15 protein-coding genes are annotated in these 14,868 nt (G+C 71.7%); 8 read left to right on the top strand and 7 right to left on the bottom strand.

Annotation, left to right across the window (positions count from 1 at the left end; all coding sequences use genetic code 11):
* Positions 1 to 60: 60 nt before the first annotated feature.
* Positions 61 to 681, bottom strand: coding sequence for a prepilin peptidase (locus ACIQGZ_RS05255; protein WP_402599467.1), 621 nt, complete (start codon positions 679 to 681; stop codon positions 61 to 63).
* A gap of 121 nt (positions 682 to 802) precedes the next feature.
* On the opposite strand from ACIQGZ_RS05255, the gene ACIQGZ_RS05250 reads away from it, so the two are divergent.
* The 3 genes from ACIQGZ_RS05250 (at position 803) to ACIQGZ_RS05240 (ending at position 3,193) form a co-directional block, all read left to right on the top strand.
* On the top strand, positions 803 to 2,017 hold the full coding sequence (locus ACIQGZ_RS05250; RefSeq protein WP_402599466.1) for a pyridoxal phosphate-dependent aminotransferase: 1,215 nt from the start codon (positions 803 to 805) through the stop codon (positions 2,015 to 2,017).
* Positions 2,018 to 2,149: 132 nt separating this feature from the next.
* Complete coding sequence (locus ACIQGZ_RS05245; RefSeq protein ID WP_402599465.1) at positions 2,150 to 2,656, top strand: hypothetical protein; 507 nt, start codon at positions 2,150 to 2,152, stop codon at positions 2,654 to 2,656.
* A 42-nt stretch (positions 2,657 to 2,698) separates the two neighbouring features.
* Positions 2,699 to 3,193: a hypothetical protein gene (locus ACIQGZ_RS05240; protein ID WP_402599464.1), complete on the top strand. Its 495-nt coding sequence runs from the start codon at positions 2,699 to 2,701 to the stop codon at positions 3,191 to 3,193.
* Between the two features lie 70 nt (positions 3,194 to 3,263).
* Here ACIQGZ_RS05240 and ACIQGZ_RS05235 read toward each other — a convergent pair whose 3' ends face one another.
* Positions 3,264 to 5,081, bottom strand: a complete 1,818-nt coding sequence (locus ACIQGZ_RS05235) for a phosphoenolpyruvate carboxykinase (GTP) (protein ID WP_402599463.1) — start codon at positions 5,079 to 5,081, stop codon at positions 3,264 to 3,266.
* Between the two features lie 408 nt (positions 5,082 to 5,489).
* Between ACIQGZ_RS05235 and ACIQGZ_RS05230 the strand changes: the two genes are divergently transcribed.
* The 3 genes from ACIQGZ_RS05230 (at position 5,490) to ACIQGZ_RS05220 (ending at position 8,932) form a co-directional block, all read left to right on the top strand.
* Positions 5,490 to 6,134: a hemolysin III family protein gene (locus ACIQGZ_RS05230; RefSeq protein WP_402599991.1), complete on the top strand. Its 645-nt coding sequence runs from the start codon at positions 5,490 to 5,492 to the stop codon at positions 6,132 to 6,134.
* A 528-nt stretch (positions 6,135 to 6,662) separates the two neighbouring features.
* Complete coding sequence (locus ACIQGZ_RS05225) at positions 6,663 to 8,252, top strand: DHA2 family efflux MFS transporter permease subunit (protein ID WP_402599462.1); 1,590 nt, start codon at positions 6,663 to 6,665, stop codon at positions 8,250 to 8,252.
* The gene (locus ACIQGZ_RS05220; RefSeq protein ID WP_402599461.1) at positions 8,249 to 8,932 is read left to right on the top strand and encodes a TetR family transcriptional regulator; all 684 of its coding nucleotides are present in this window, start codon (positions 8,249 to 8,251) and stop codon (positions 8,930 to 8,932) included. Before ACIQGZ_RS05225 ends, ACIQGZ_RS05220 begins: the two co-directional genes overlap by 4 nt.
* Positions 8,933 to 8,941: 9 nt before the next feature.
* Here ACIQGZ_RS05220 and ACIQGZ_RS05215 read toward each other — a convergent pair whose 3' ends face one another.
* On the bottom strand, positions 8,942 to 10,999 hold the full coding sequence (locus tag ACIQGZ_RS05215) for a thioredoxin domain-containing protein (RefSeq protein ID WP_402599460.1): 2,058 nt from the start codon (positions 10,997 to 10,999) through the stop codon (positions 8,942 to 8,944).
* Between the two features lie 298 nt (positions 11,000 to 11,297).
* Here ACIQGZ_RS05215 and ACIQGZ_RS05210 point away from each other — a divergent pair, with 298 nt between their 5' ends.
* Complete coding sequence (locus ACIQGZ_RS05210) at positions 11,298 to 12,194, top strand: hypothetical protein (RefSeq protein ID WP_402599459.1); 897 nt, start codon at positions 11,298 to 11,300, stop codon at positions 12,192 to 12,194.
* A 66-nt stretch (positions 12,195 to 12,260) separates the two neighbouring features.
* Here ACIQGZ_RS05210 and ACIQGZ_RS05205 read toward each other — a convergent pair whose 3' ends face one another.
* The 4 genes from ACIQGZ_RS05205 to mca form a co-directional block, all read right to left on the bottom strand.
* Positions 12,261 to 12,578 carry a helix-turn-helix domain-containing protein gene (locus tag ACIQGZ_RS05205; RefSeq protein ID WP_402599458.1) on the bottom strand — a complete coding sequence of 106 codons (318 nt, stop codon included), beginning with the start codon at positions 12,576 to 12,578 and terminating at the stop codon, positions 12,261 to 12,263.
* Positions 12,575 to 12,937 (bottom strand): type II toxin-antitoxin system RelE/ParE family toxin, encoded by a 363-nt coding sequence (locus ACIQGZ_RS05200; protein ID WP_402599990.1) that lies wholly within the window; start codon positions 12,935 to 12,937, stop codon positions 12,575 to 12,577. Before ACIQGZ_RS05200 ends, ACIQGZ_RS05205 begins: the two co-directional genes overlap by 4 nt.
* Before the next feature lie 197 nt (positions 12,938 to 13,134).
* Positions 13,135 to 13,347: a hypothetical protein gene (locus ACIQGZ_RS05195; protein ID WP_402599989.1), complete on the bottom strand. Its 213-nt coding sequence runs from the start codon at positions 13,345 to 13,347 to the stop codon at positions 13,135 to 13,137.
* A gap of 84 nt (positions 13,348 to 13,431) precedes the next feature.
* On the bottom strand, positions 13,432 to 14,313 hold the full coding sequence (gene mca / locus ACIQGZ_RS05190) for a mycothiol conjugate amidase Mca (RefSeq protein WP_402599457.1): 882 nt from the start codon (positions 14,311 to 14,313) through the stop codon (positions 13,432 to 13,434).
* A gap of 125 nt (positions 14,314 to 14,438) precedes the next feature.
* Between mca and ACIQGZ_RS05185 the strand changes: the two genes are divergently transcribed.
* Complete coding sequence (locus ACIQGZ_RS05185) at positions 14,439 to 14,858, top strand: DUF4307 domain-containing protein (protein WP_402599456.1); 420 nt, start codon at positions 14,439 to 14,441, stop codon at positions 14,856 to 14,858.
* Positions 14,859 to 14,868: the final 10 nt, after the last annotated feature.

Raw genomic sequence — 14,868 nt, 5'->3', positions numbered from 1 at the left:
TAAACGAAGCAACCGCAACATCCGAAGGCTGGCGCAGCCATGCGACGTGCGTACCGGCGGTCAGGCCGCGAGAAGCACCGCCGCCAGGGCGCCCAGCAGCATGAAGGGGCCGAAGGGGAGCGGGTCGTCGCGGCGGGCGCGGCGGGTGAGGAGCAGGGCGGTGCCGTGCAGGCCGGCCAGGAGGAAGCCGGCGAGGAGGCCGGTGAAGACGGCGGACCAGCCGTACCAGCCGAGCAGGGCGCCCAGGGTGGGGGCGAGCTTGGCGTCGCCGAGGCCGACCGGGGCGACCAGCGCCATGGTGCCGTACAGCGCGCCCAGGGCGGCGGCGGCGAGCAGGCAGCGCAGCAGTACACCCGGATGGCCGGTGCCGAGGGCGGCGGCGGTGAGCAGCACGGCGGTGCCGGCGAAGGCGGGCAGGGTGAGGGCGTTGGGGAGGCGGTGTTCGGCCGCGTCCACGAAGGCCAGCGCCACGCCGAGCAGGGCCGCCCAGCCCAGTGCCGCCGTGATGGGCGCGAAGCCGGTGGCGGCGCCGAGCAGGGCCAGCGCGGTCGCGGCGGCGGCCTGGACGGCGGGCAGCCGGGGCGGGTCGGTGTGGCGGGCGGCGGCGGTGCGCAGCCAGGGGCCGGCGAGCAGGCCCAGCAGGGCTCCGGCCAGTGCCGCCGGGATGCTCGGATGCGCCATGGTGACGTCCCCCCTCGTCGGCGTCGAGTCTAGGGCTCGTCCGGGTGGGGTCGGGTCCAGTTGGGTCCAGGTGGTGAACAACAAGGGGCGGCGGCCGGGGGCGGCCCGTAGAGTGGCCGGCATGCAGGTCATCCAGTCCAGCAAGCTCGCCAATGTCTGCTACGACATCCGCGGTCCGGTGCTCGACGAGGCGATGCGGCTGGAGGACGAGGGTCACCGCATCCTGAAGCTGAACACCGGCAACCCCGCGACCTTCGGCTTCGAGGCCCCGCCGGAGATCCTCCAGGACATCCTGAAGAACCTGGCCAACGCGCACGGCTACGGCGACTCCAAGGGTCTGCTCGCCGCCCGGCGGGCGGTGGTGATGCACTACGAGGAGCGCGGGCTGCACGGTCTCACCGTGGAGGACGTCTACCTGGGCAACGGCGTCTCCGAGCTGATCCAGATGTCGATGCAGGCACTGCTGGACGACGGGGACGAGGTGCTGGTCCCGGCGCCGGACTACCCGCTGTGGACGGCGTCGGTGAGCCTGGCGGGCGGTACGGCCGTGCACTACCGGTGCGACGAGCAGTCGGACTGGTATCCGGACCTGGCCGACATCGAGGCCAAGGTGACCGACCGCACCCGGGCGATGGTGGTGATCAACCCCAACAACCCGACCGGCGCGGTCTACCCGGTGGAGGTGCTGGAGGGCCTGCTGGACATCGCCCGCCGGCATCGGCTGCTGGTCTACTCGGACGAGATCTACGACAAGATCCTGTATGACGGCGTGACGCACACCCCGACCGCCTCGCTCGCGCCCGACCTGCTGTGTGTCACCTTCAACGGGCTGTCCAAGGCGTACCGGGTGGCCGGGTTCCGCTCCGGCTGGATGTCGCTGTCCGGGCCCAAGGACCACGCGGCCAGCTATATCGAGGGCCTGTCGGTGCTGGCCAATATGCGGCTCTGCGCCAATATGCCCGCGCAGCACGCGGTGGCGGCGGCGCTGGGCGGCCGGCAGTCGATCAAGGATCTGATCCTGCCCGGCGGGCGGCTGCTGGCGTCGCGGGACGCGGTCTGGCGGCTGCTCAACGACATCCCGGGGGTGAGCTGCGTGAAGCCCAAGGGCGCGCTGTACGCCTTCCCCCGGCTGGACCCCAAGGTCTACAAGATCAAGGACGATGCCCAGATGGTGCTGGATCTGCTGCGGTCCCAGCGCATCCTGATCGTCCAGGGCACCGGCTTCAACTGGCCGGAGCCGGACCACTTCCGGCTGGTGACGCTGCCGCGTGCGGAGGAGATCTCCGACGCGGTGACCCGGATCGGCACCTTCCTCCAGGGCTACACCCAGCCCTGAGAGCGTGGCCCTGACCGCGTTCGTGCTGCGCCGGAGCCGCCGTACGGGAAACACTCCGTTCGCCTGACATATACCGCAACCGGAATTAGACTTAGTCCAAGTCCGGATATGCTCGGCGTAAGGAGGGCACCCATGTACGAGCCGATCCGCCAGAAGTCCGTACACACCCTGCGGGAGCCCGCCCCGGTGGCCGCCGCCCGCCCGCGCGCCGCCCACCACAACAGCAGCGACCACAGCGCCACCGCCGCCCGGCCGGCCCATCTGACCAGTCAGCTCGCCGGCCATCTGACCGCACTGCTCGCCGCCACCGACGAGCTGCGCGCGGCCACCGCCGCCGCCCTGGCCGCCGCGCCGGACGAGCTGCTCGCCGCCCAGCGGGCCGACCTGGAGAGCGCGGCCCGGCAGGTCGCCGCCCGGATCGCGGAGCTGGCCCCGGCGGGCGGCCCGCCGCCGTACGGCCCCGCGTCGACGCCCGGCGGCACCCTCGCCCAGCTGCACGCCCGCGCCCAGACCCTGGCCGGGCGGGTCCTGGTGGTGGCAGCCGCCCAGCAGGACACCGCCACCGCGATGCTGGCCTGCACCCGGATGGACGCCCACCAGGACGCCAGGCAGGCGCTGCACCCGGCGACCACGGCCTGAATCCGGCTGCCCCGGCCCGGCGGCGGGTGCCAGGATCGGCCGATGAGCGATGCGTACTCCTCGTCCCTGGAGATCCGCCTCTCCGACGGGCCCGGCGCACCCCCGGGCCCCGAAGTGCTGACCGGCCCGCTCGAACCGGACGAGCAGCCCCGGCTGTGGGCGGCGCTGGCCCTGGTCAACGCCGATCTGGCCGCCACCCGGCCGGACCGGGCGCCGCTGGAGCTGCGGCGGTACGACTGGAGTGACGGCGGGCGGCAGATCAAGGTCGCGACGGCGGACGGCGAGTCATACGGTCCGGCCGTGTGGCAGCGCGGCTGGTCCGGCGACGCGGCGGAGCTGCTGGCCGATCCGCTGGAGCTGCTGGCGCTGGTGGCCGACGCCGCACAGCAGACCGTGCTGGAGTCCGGCCGCCAGGTGTGGCCGCTCTGCCCCGCGCACGCCCTGGGCCTGCACGCCTCCGGGGTCGCCGGCAGCTGGCACTGCTCGGCCGGCGGCGGCCATGTCGTCGCCCCGGTCGGCGGGCCGGCCCGGGGCTGAGCACGCCGACGGCCGGTGCCCCGGGGGTCGTCCCGGGGCACCGGCCGTACGCGGTCGGCGGACCGGGCGGTCAGCCCAGCCGCTCCACCAGCCGCTCGTACTCGTCCCACAGCGCACGCGGGGTGTGTTCCCCGAAGCGCTCCAGGTGCTCGGGGATCAGTGCCGCCTCCTGCTTCCAGATCTCACGGTCGACGGTGAGCAGCAGCTCCAGGTCGTCCTGGGTGAGGTTCAGGCCCTTGAGGTCGAGGGTGTCCTCGGTCGGCAGCACGCCGATCGGGGTGCGCACGCCCTCGGCGGTGCCCTCCAGCCGCTCGATGATCCACTTCAGTACGCGGCTGTTCTCACCGAAGCCCGGCCAGACGAACTTGCCGTCGGCGTTCTTGCGGAACCAGTTCACGTAGTAGATCTTCGGCAGCTTGGCCGGGTCGGCCTGCTCGCCCAGCTTCAGCCAGTGGCCGAAGTAGTCGCCCATGTGGTAGCCGCAGAACGGCAGCATCGCGAACGGGTCGCGGCGCAGCTCGCCCACGGTGCCCTCGGCCGCCGCCGTCTTCTCGCTGGCGACGTTGGCGCCGAGGAAGACGCCGTGCTGCCAGTCGAAGGACTCGGTGACCAGCGGGACGGCGCTGGCGCGCCGGCCGCCGAAGAGGATGGCCGAGATCGGGACGCCGGCCGGGTCCTCCCACTCGGGGGCGATGGTCGGGCACTGCGCGGCCGGGACGGCGAACCGGGCGTTGGGGTGGGCCGCCGGGGTGCCGGAGCCGGGCGTCCAGTCCTGGCCGCGCCAGTCGGTGAGGTGCGCCGGGGGCTCCTCGGTGAGGCCCTCCCACCAGACGTCGCCGTCGTCGGTGAGCGCCACATTGGTGAAGACCGTGTTGGCGTACAGGGTGTCGATGGCGTTGGCGTTGGTGTCCGGGCCGGTGCCGGGGGCGACGCCGAAGAAGCCGGCCTCCGGGTTGATGGCGTACAGCCGGCCGTCCGCGCCGAACCGCATCCAGGCGATGTCGTCACCGATGGTCTCCACCCGCCAGCCGGGGATGGTCGGCTGGAGCATGGCCAGGTTGGTCTTGCCGCAGGCGGAGGGGAAGGCGGCGGCGACGTACCGGGGTTCGCCGGTCGGCGGGGTGAGCTTGAGCACCAGCATGTGCTCGGCCAGCCAGCCCTCGTCGCGGGCCATGGTGGAGGCGATCCGCAGCGCGTAGCACTTCTTGCCGAGCAGCGCGTTGCCGCCGTAGCCGGAGCCGTACGACCAGATCTCGCGGGTCTCCGGGAAGTGCGAGATGTACTTGGTGCCGGAGCACGGCCAGGCGACATCGGCCTGGCCCGGCTCCAGCGGGGCGCCGACGCTGTGCACGGCGCGGACGAAGTCGCCGTCCGTGCCGAGGTGGTCCAGCACGGCCTGGCCCATGCGGGTCATCACGCGCATCGACACGGCGACGTACGCGGAGTCGGTGATCTCCACGCCGTACGCGGCCAGCGGGGAGCCGACCGGGCCCATGCTGAACGGGACGACGTACATGGTGCGACCGCGCATCGAGCCCTGGAACAGCTCCCGGAAGATGCCGCGCATCTCGTCGGGGTGCTTCCAGTTGTTGGTGGGACCGGCGTCCTCCTGCTGCTCGGAGCAGATGAAGGTCCGGTCCTCGACGCGGGCGACGTCACTGGGGTCCGAGGCCGCGTAGTAGGAGTTGGGGCGCTTCTCGGGGTTGAGCCTGGTGAAGGTGCCCTTCTCGACCAGCAGTCCGCACAGCCGCTGGTACTCCTCCTCCGAGCCGTCGCACCACTCGATCCGGTCGGGCTGGGTGAGCTCCGCGATCTCGTTCACCCAGGCCAGGAGTGGTTTGTGCTTGGTGGGGGCTGTCTTGTCGAGGGCAGAGTTCTCGTACGACACGATCGCTCCGTTTCACGCCGGTTCGTCCTTGAACCGGCGTCATGGTTGAGGGTTGTCGGCAGGGTATCTCCGCCGGACGTTGTGCGACATAGCACCTTTCCCGTCCCTGGGGCACCACGCGTGACTTTCCGGGCAGCAGGCGGGTGACGAACCGGAAATTCTGTGGCATCGAAGGCATCGGGGCGCGTGGAAGGCTGCGGGGGCGCAACGGCGCGAGTGACCATCGACACGTTGTACCTAGCGGTAACCTACGGTTCCGTAGGTAGCATGTCGGCCATGACAGCGGAGGATTTCCCGACGCCCGCGACCGCCCCGGCGGCCGACCCCCCGATCGCCGCCCTCGGGCCTGCCGCCGAGCATGCCGTCGAGCATGCGGTCGAGCATGCGGTCGAGCATGCGGTCGACGAGATGCGGCCGGTGAAACCCAAGCTGCGCGGCTGGCTGCACGCCGGCATGTTCCCGGCCTCGGTGGTCGGCGGCATCGTGCTCATCCTGCTGGCCGACTCCCCCCGGGCCCGGATCGCCTGCGCCGTGTACTCGGTGTCGGCCTGGCTGCTGTTCGGCGTGAGCGCCCTCTACCACCGCTTCACCTGGGGGCCGCGCGGCGAGGCGGTGCTGCGGCGGCTCGACCACGCCAACATCTTCCTGATCATCGCGGGCAGCTACACGCCCTTCACGCTGCTGCTGCTGCACGGCGGGCGGCGGGAGGTGCTGCTCTGGCTGGTCTGGGCCGGGGCGCTGGCCGGGATCGGCTTCCGGGTGTTCTGGGTCGGCGCGCCACGCTGGCTCTACACGCCGTGCTACCTGGCGCTGGGCTGGGCGGCGGTCTTCTTCCTGCCGGACTTCCTGCACACCGGCGGCGTCGCCGTGGTGGTGCTGATCGTGATCGGCGGGCTGCTCTACAGCGCGGGCGGGGTGATCTACGGCCTCAAGCGGCCCAACCCGTCACCGCGCTGGTTCGGCTTCCACGAGGTCTTCCACTCGCTGACGCTGGCCGCCTTCATCGTCCAGTACGTGGGGGTGTCGATCGTGGCGTACTCGGCCACCAGCTGAGGCCGCCCGCCCCGGGCGCCCCCGACATCCTTGCTCCCCCGGCCGCCCCCGACCCACCGGCCGCCCCCGACCCACCGGGTGGCAGCGCGGCCCGTGCCCGGCGGCAGCGCTCGCAGTGCTCCGCCGCCACCCCCGACCCGCCGGCCCCGGCAGCCGCTCCGCGCGCTGCCGGGGCCGCGTGCGTCCTGGGCCGCCCGGCGCGGGCCATCGCCCAGCCGGCGGCGACCGCCGCGACGGCCAGCACCAGCGGCGGGCCGCCCAGCAGGTACGCGCCCACCACCACCCCGGCCACCACGACCACGGCGAGACTCCCAGCGATCCGCCCGCCCATCGACGCCCCCTCCCGGCTCCATCCGGCGGTCACCGGCCCGGACCACCCACTGCACCCACGGTGGCAGCACTGTGCTGCGAGCAGACGAACGGAACGTCAACCATCCGACAATTCGGCATGCACCACCCGCCCATATTGACAGAAGCCATCTTTTGATAGCTACTCTCATTAGGTACCCACTACCGAAGGGCAGTAGCATGCCGACCGCTCCCACGCCCCCGAACACGCCCCCGGACCCGCGCCGCTGGTGGGCGCTGACCGCCGTGGTGCTCTCCGTCCTGGTGATCAGCTTCGACCTGACGATCCTCAACGTCGCCCTGCCGACCATGGCGACCGAACTGCACGCCAGCACCAGCCAGCAGCAGTGGATCATCGACTCGTACACCGTCGTCTTCGCCGCCGCGATGCTCCCGGCCGGGCTGCTCGGCGACCGGTTCGGGCGCCGCCGGATGCTCACGGTGGGCCTGGCGCTCTTCGGCACCGCCTCGCTGCTCGGCATGCTCGCCGACTCCCCCGGCACCGTGATCGCCGCCCGCGCCGTGATGGGGGTCGGCGGCGCACTGATCATGCCGCTGTCGATGGCGGTGGTACCCGGCCTCTTCCCCGTCAAGGAGCAGGGCCGCGCCATCGGGGCCCTCGCCTCGGCGCTCGCGGCCGGTATGCCGCTCGGCCCGCTGGTCGGCGGGCTGCTGCTGAACCACTTCTGGTGGGGCTCGGTCTTCCTGGTGAACCTGCCGCTGGTGGCCATCGGCATCATCGCCTGCGTCCTGCTCATCCCGGAGTCCCGCGACCCCGCCGCCCCCCGGATCGACCTGGTCGCCACGGTGCTCGCCGCCGGCGGCCTGGGCAGCCTCACCTACGGCATCATCGAGGGCCCCACCCGGGGCTGGAGCGACGGCCTGGTGGTCGCCACCCTCGGCGCGGCGGTCGCCGGGCTCACCGTGCTGGTGCTGCGCAGCCTGCGGCAGCGGCGGCCGATGCTCGACCTCTCACTGCTGCGCGACCGTGGCTACCGCTGGTCGGCGCTGGCCGCGACGCTGGTCTCGGTGATGGTCTTCGGCGGCTTCTTCGTCCTGCCGCTGTACTTCCAGGCCGTGCTGGGCACCGACGCCTTCGGCACCGGGCTGCGGCTGATGCCCATGATGGGCGGCCTGCTGGTGGCCTCCCGGATCACCGACCGGCTGCTGGTCCGGCTCGGCGCCCGGACCCTGATCACCGCCGGGCTGGCCCTGGTGGCGGCCGCGCTGCTGCTCGGCAGCCGTACCGGGACCGGCGACGGCTACGGCTTCGCCGCCTGCTGGCTGCCGCTGCTCGGCCTCGGCATGGGGCTGTCCATCATCCCGGCCATGGGCGCCGCGCTGGCCACCCTCACCCCGGAGCGGGCCGGGGTCGGCTCCGGGCTGCTCCAGACGCTGCGGCAGGTCGGCGGCGCGATCGGGGTCGCCGCCTTCGGCAGCCTGCTGGCCGGGGCGTACACCGCGCGGCTGGACACCACCGGCCTGCCCGCCGCCGCGGCCCGTACCGCCCGGGACTCCGTGGCCGCCGCCGACGCGGTCGCGCAGCAGCTGCACGACCTGGCGCTGACCGCCTCCGCGCACGCCGCGTACGTCCACGCCATGGACCGGGTACTCCTGGTCGCCGGGGTGGTCGCGGTGGTCTCCGCCGTACTGGTCGGCGCCCGGATGCCGGGGCGCGCCGCCGCCGCGCCGGTCACGCCCGCCCCGGGGGGACCTGAGGCCGCGCCCCTGGCAGCCATGGGCGGTGATCGCGGAGAATCGTCTGTATGACCTCCGCACAGCCGACCCCCGCTGCTCGCACCCTCGCCGCCGCCGGGCCCGCCACCGGTCCCGGCGGCGGCCCCCGGAAGGTGCAGCAGATCATCGAGGCGCCGCTGTCGCTGCGCGAGCGCAAAAAGCTGAAGACCCGGCAGGGGCTGCGCCGCGAGGCGTACCGACTCTTCGGTGAGCAGGGCTACGACGCCACCACCGTCGACCAGATCGCGGCCGCCGCCGAGGTCTCGCCGTCCACCTTCTTCCGCTACTTCGCCACCAAGGAGGACCTGGTCCTCACCGACGAGTACGACCCGGCGATCCTGGCCGCGTTGCGGAGCCGCCCCGCCGACGAGCCGTTCATGACCACCGCCCGCAAGGTGCTGCTCGTCCTGCTGGCGGAGGTGTACGAGAGCGACCACGACGAGCTGCTGGCCCGGATGCGGCTGGTCAACGAGGTGCCCGGACTGCGCGCCCGGTTGGCCGTGCAGACGACCCAGTCCCGCGATCTGATCCTCGGCGCGCTCACCGACCGGTCCGGCGGGGAGCCGACCCTGGAGATGCGCGTCGCCGCCGCCGGCCTGATGGCCGCCGTCACCGAGGTCATCCTGTACTGGGCCGACACCGGCGGCCGGGACCACCTGGTCGACCTGATGAGCCGCGCCCTCGACACCCTGGAGCACGGCCTGGACATCTGAGGGCGCCTCTCACTGCACGTGCGCCCCCACCGCCACCGCCAGCTCCGCCACGTCGTCGGTCGGCGCCTGGCAGGTGAAGCGGCGGCAGACGTACGCCGCCGGACGGCCACCCAGCAGCGGCCGGTCCCGCAGCAGCGGCACCTCGGCACTGCCCGGCGCCCCCACCGCCACCACCGCGCCCGGTGCGGTGCCCAGCAGCGCGGTACGGTGCAGCGCCTCGGTGGCGGGGTCGTCGGCCGGGCCGACCACGGCGACCTCGCGCGGCCCGTCCAGACACGCTTCGGCGGCGGCCAGCCCCCAGCCGATGAAGCGCGGGGCGCGGGTGGCCAGCGCCCCGACGATGCCCAGCGCCCGCTCGGCGGCGGCGCGGTGCCGCTCGGAGCCGGTGTACGCCGCGTAACCGAGCAGCGCCGCCGCAGCGGCCGTCCAACCGGAGGGGGTGGCGTTGTCGGTGGGGTCCTGCGGGCGGCGGATCAGCCGCTCGGCGTCGTCGGCGGTGTCGTACAGGGCGCCGCCGCCCGCCGGGTCCGCGAAGTGCAGCAGCACGGTGTCCAGCAGGCCGCCGGCCAGCTCCAGCCACTCGCTGCCGCCGGTGACCGCGTACAGGGCGAGGAAGCCCTCCGCCACGTCGGCGTAGTCCTCCAGCACTCCGGCGTTGGCGCCGGGGCGGCCGTCGCGGGAGGTGCGCAGCAGCCGGCCGTCGGGGGTGAGGTGGACGGCGAGCAGCAGGTCGGCGGCGGCCAGGGCGGCCTCGACCAGCTCCGGCTGCTCCAGCAGGGCGCCGGTCTCGGCCAGCGCGGCGATGGCCAGGCCGTTCCACGCGGCGACCACCTTGTCGTCGCGGGCGGGGCGGGTGCGGCGGCCCCGGGCGGCCAGCAGCCGGGCCCGTACCGACTCGTACCAGGGCAGGTCGGCCGGGTCCTCGGCCAGGGTGAGGACGGAGGCGCCGCCCTCGAAGGTGCCGCGCTCGGTGACCGCGAGCAGCCGGGCGGCGCGGTGGCCGTCCTCGGTGCCCAGGACGGCGGTCAGCTGCTCGGGGGTCCACACGTAGTAGGCGCCCTCGGTGGGCTTCCCGGTCTCCGGGTCGGGGCTGTCGGCGTCCAGCGCGGAGGCGAAGCCGCCCTCCGGGGTGCGCAGCTCGCCGAGCAGGAAGGCCGCCGTGTCCAGCGCCACCCGGTGGGCCTGCTGGGAGCCGGTGGCCCGCCACAGGTGCAGATAGACCCGGAGCAGCAGCGCGTTGTCGGACAGCATCTTCTCGAAGTGCGGCACCCGCCACTCGGCGTCCACCGAGTACCGGGCGAAGCCGCCGGCCAGCTGGTCGTGGATGCCGCCGCGGGCCATCGCGTCGCAGGTGCGCTCGGCCATCCGCAGGGCGAGGTCGGAGCCGGTGCGGGCGTGGTGGCGGAGCAGGAACTCCAGCGTCATGGACGGCGGGAACTTCGGCGCGCCGCCGAAGCCGCCGTGCTGCTGGTCGAAGTCCCGGGCCAGGCCCTGGAGCGCCTGGTGCAGCTCGGCCTCGGCGGGGGCGGCGCGGTCGGGCGCCCCGCCGCGCGCCGGGGCTCCCAGCGAGGGCCGCCCGGCCAGGTCGGCGGCGATCCGCCCGGCGACCTCGGTGACCTCGGGGCGGCGCTCCTGCCAGGCGTCGTGGACCCCGGTGAGCACCTGGCGGAAGGAGGGCATGCCGTGCCGGGGCGTGGGCGGGAAGTAGGTACCGAAGTAGAACGGCTCACCGTCCGCCGTCAGGAAGACGGTCATCGGCCAACCACCCTGCCCCGTGGCCGCCTGTACCGCCTCCATATAGACGGCATCGACATCAGGCCGCTCCTCGCGGTCCACCTTCACGGCCACGAAGTGCTCATTGAGATACCCGGCCAGCGCCTCGTCCTCGAACGACTCGTGAGCCATCACATGACACCAGTGACACGCCGCATACCCGACGCTGAGCAGCACCGGGACATCCCGCCGCCGGGCCTCCGCCATCGCCTCCTCCCCCCAGGGCCACCAGTCCACCGGATTGGCGGCGTGCTGCCGGAGGTAGGGCGACTGGGAGTCGACCAGGCGATTCATGCTTCCACTGTCCCACACGACGGCGACCCGGCCAGGCGGACGACGCGCCTTTCTCCCTCCCCCACATGAGCCGCCGCTACCCGACACCGCCCCCAGAAACCGGCGAATACGACATCACGGGCACGCGATCAGCAGGTGGCCTGGCGAAATAGCGGGGCCGAGCCAGCATGGGCCCAGGTGGTCACTATCAGTCGTCAACTATAGGGATTCAGGTCACCTGAATGACCGAACTGATCATTTCCAACGAGATTCGATAGCGGGAAGCGATAACGCTGATACCTGAGCAATACTGAGCGGCATGGCCGAAACCCAGCAGGCGACGTCAGTCCGACGAATGTCACTCACGTCACGCATCATGGATATCTCGCCAGGCGTCGCCGCCGAGATGCTGACTCGCAATCATGCGAATCGCCCCATCGACAGGGGTAGAGTCACGCTTCTCCGGGAGGCGATCCAAAGGGGAGAGTGGATCGTCAGCCATCAAGGGATCGCCTTTGCAGGCTCCTGTGCAGACAGTCGCCTGCTGGACGGACAGCATCGCCTGGACGCCATCCGCCAGTCCGGTCAAATCGTTCCGGTACTCGTATTTGAGAACGTTCCTGTCGAGACGTTCTCGGTGATGGATACCGGACGCTCCCGCACGGCATCGACGGTTCTTGCGATGCAGGGCGAGTATGACTCGTCCCTAGTGGCTGCGACCATCCGCCACATTCACCTCTTCAAGACCATGCCCGATGCGGAATGGAAGGGGCATTCCTCTCGGCTCACCAACGCCCAGGTGCTCACCTTCCTGGAGGCGAATCGGGAGAAGGTGACGGAAGCCTGTGGAACCGCGCGGCTCATGAGCAGGGAGAGACTCATCATCCCTACAGCCGCAGCAGTCGGTTACTACACCACTTCGGAAGCATCACCGGGCGTGGATCAGAGGTCATGGGTGCAGGGCGTGACCACGGGCGCTGACCTCTCCCCAGGAGATCCCCGACTCGCCCTTCGAAATGCCCTGATTTCACTGGGTACAGGTACCAGCGGCCGTCGCCGCAGTGATTCCCGTGGACAACTGGGCCTCTACCTCAAGGCATGGAACGCCTGGGTACTCCAGAAGCCGGTCAAGCAGCTCCGTTTCCAGCGCGGAGAAAAGATGCCCAAGCCTGTGCAGGTGCTCCCCGGGGATCTCTCGGTTGCACAGGAAGGATGACAGAGTGTGCACGCCTGGCTTTCCGCAGCGGACACAGCGATCTGCGCGGAAAGTCCAGCACACGGTTCAAGCGATGGCCGCGATGTTCCCGTCGTCGAAGTAGATGGCCTGGTGCAGACGGCCCCCGAGCGCGGTGGCAAACCGAGCAAGGACGTCCTGGCCGGAGATGTGTCCCCGCTCGATCTGCGACACACGCCCCTTGGTGACGCCCATGCGGTCGGCCACCTCCTGCTGGGTCAGCCCTCGGGCTCGCCGCAGCTCCGCCAGACGGCGCCCGGTCATCTCCGCGAGAAGTTCTTCCTTGCCCGCCTGCACGGCCTCCTCGCCGCCGGCGCGGGCAACGTGCTCGGCGCGGATGTCCTGCCAGCGCGTGTAGCCGCTCACGATCGCCCTCCTTCTGCCTGGGCCCGTTCCTTCACGTAGATCTCGTAGCGCTGCTCAGCCAGCGGAACAGCCTCCCGATACCACTCGTTCCACCGGCCGGCCTTGTCTCCCGCCACCAGCAGAATGCTGCAGCGCCACGGGTCGAAGGCGAACAGTATCCGTACTGTGCCAGGGCGCAGTTCCTTCAGGTTGGCCATCGACGAGCCATGGATGCTGTCCACCAACGGGCGGCCCAGCCCGGGGCCTCCCTCCGCGAGTGCGTCCAGCGCCTGCACCACCCGGGCGTGCGCCTGGTCGTCGAGGTTGTCGATCCAGTCGCGCACCTCGTCCACCAGGAAGATGTCCCACTCGCCGTCCACAGAGCGAGTATAGCGAACGCTATACATCTCGGGGGCGGTCCCCGCGCGGTGCGACTGCCTCACCGAGATCACTGGCACCACGTGGGCAACCGCATCCTCGGCATTGAACAGCGCCGGGAACCCCGCGCAGGCGAGGTGGTTCGGCATAGGCCTGTCCTGGCCCGGGGGCCCGGGGGGCGTGGGGTAGGTGGGGCGGGTCAGGTGGTGGGGGTGTCCTGGGTGGGGGTGTCGGGGGTTTCGGGGGCCTCGATGAAGTTCACCTTGCCGAACTGCTGGTTCATGCTCTTCAGCAGGAACCAGGTGGCGACGCCGAGGACGGCGAAGACGACGAAGCCCAGCAGGCCGGGGGTCACCTTGTCCTTGTCGAACGCCAGGGTCGTCAGGTGGGTGAGGGCGACGGGGTCGGTCATGGGGGTGCTCACCTCTCTATGGTGGCCCGGCCGTGCTGCGGCCGGGCCACCGGGGTCACGGTTGGCTGCCGGTGGCCGGCCGGGTCAGACGGGTACGTCGGCGGTGACGCCCGCGAACAGGTCGTCCTCCGGCAGGGTGGTGTCGACCAGGGAGCGGGCCAGCTCGAAGTCCTCGGTCGGCCAGACCGCCCGCTGGACCTCCAGCGGGACGCGGAACCACGGGCCGTCCGGGTCGATCTGGGTGGCGTGGGCGATCAGCGCGCGGTCGCGGACCTCGAAGTAGTCGGCGCACTCGACCTGGGTGGTGATCTCCCGCTCGATGCGGCCGCTCTGCTCCCAGTTCTCGATCCACTCACCGTACGGGGACTCGTGCCCGTGCTCGGTGAGATAGGCGTGCAGGGCGCGGATGCGGCCCATCGGGAAGCCGTGGTTGTAGTAGAGCTTCAGCGGCTGCCAGGGCTCGCCGGTCCCCGGGTAGGCGTCCGGGTCCCCGGCGGCCTCGAAGGCCAGCATGCTGATCTTGTGGGTCATGATGTGGTCGGGGTGCGGGTAGCCGCCGTTCTCGTCGTAGGTGGTGATCACATGCGGACGGAACTCGCGGATCAGCCGGACCAGGGGCTCGGCGGCCTTCTCGACCTCCTGGAGGCCGAAGCAGCCCTCCGGGAGCGGCGGCAGCGGGTCGCCCTCCGGCAGGCCGGAGTCGACGAAGCCCAGCCAGGACTGCTTGACGCCCAGGATCTCCCGGGCCGCGTCCATCTCCTTGCGGCGGACCTCGTGGATGTTGTCCTCGATCTCGGGCTTGCCCTGGAGCCTGGGGTTGAGGATGGAGCCGCGCTCTCCCCCGGTGCAGGTCGCCACCAGCACGTCCACCCCACGGGCGACGTACATGGCCATGCTGGCGGCGCCCTTGCTGGACTCGTCGTCCGGGTGGGCGTGCACCGCCATCAGTCGCAGCTGCTCAGTCAACGCTGGCTTCCTTCCGCATCCTTCGCGTACCGCCCCGCCGCGTCCGGTCGGGGTCGGTTCCTCCTATAGTGACGGACTGGAGGGCCCATACATTCCGCGGCCTTGCCGGGGAAGGAACGATCCAGATGAGCACCACAGCCCCGAAGCTCCCCGAGGGCCGGTACGGGTCCGGGCGCTTCGGCGGCGACGACCGCAAGGCCGATCGGCGGCTGCGGGTCGCCGCCATCGTATGCGGGGCGCTGATGCTGGGCCTGATCGCCTGGCTGGGCACCTCCTATCTGGTCCGGGAGACCAGGCTGCACGGGGAGGTGCCGACCTTCACCCCGGTGTCCGACACGATGGTGAAGGCCCATCTGTCCGTGCAGAAGCGCGGCGGGGTGAGCGGGGTGTGCACGCTCCGCTCGCAGTCGCAGGACGGCGATGTGGTGGGCCAGGTCGATGTGGCGGTGCCGGCCGCCGGCAGCAGCTTCGAGAAGGACGTCACCATCCGCACCGTCCGGGCCGGCACCACCGCCGAGCTGGTCGGCTGCGTGGCCCACAAGTAGCCCGGGTCAC

It is taken from the genome of Streptomyces sp. NPDC092296 (genome assembly GCF_044755465.1).
Classification (GTDB): domain Bacteria; phylum Actinomycetota; class Actinomycetes; order Streptomycetales; family Streptomycetaceae; genus Peterkaempfera.
This window is presented reverse-complemented; position numbering and strand designations above follow the sequence as displayed.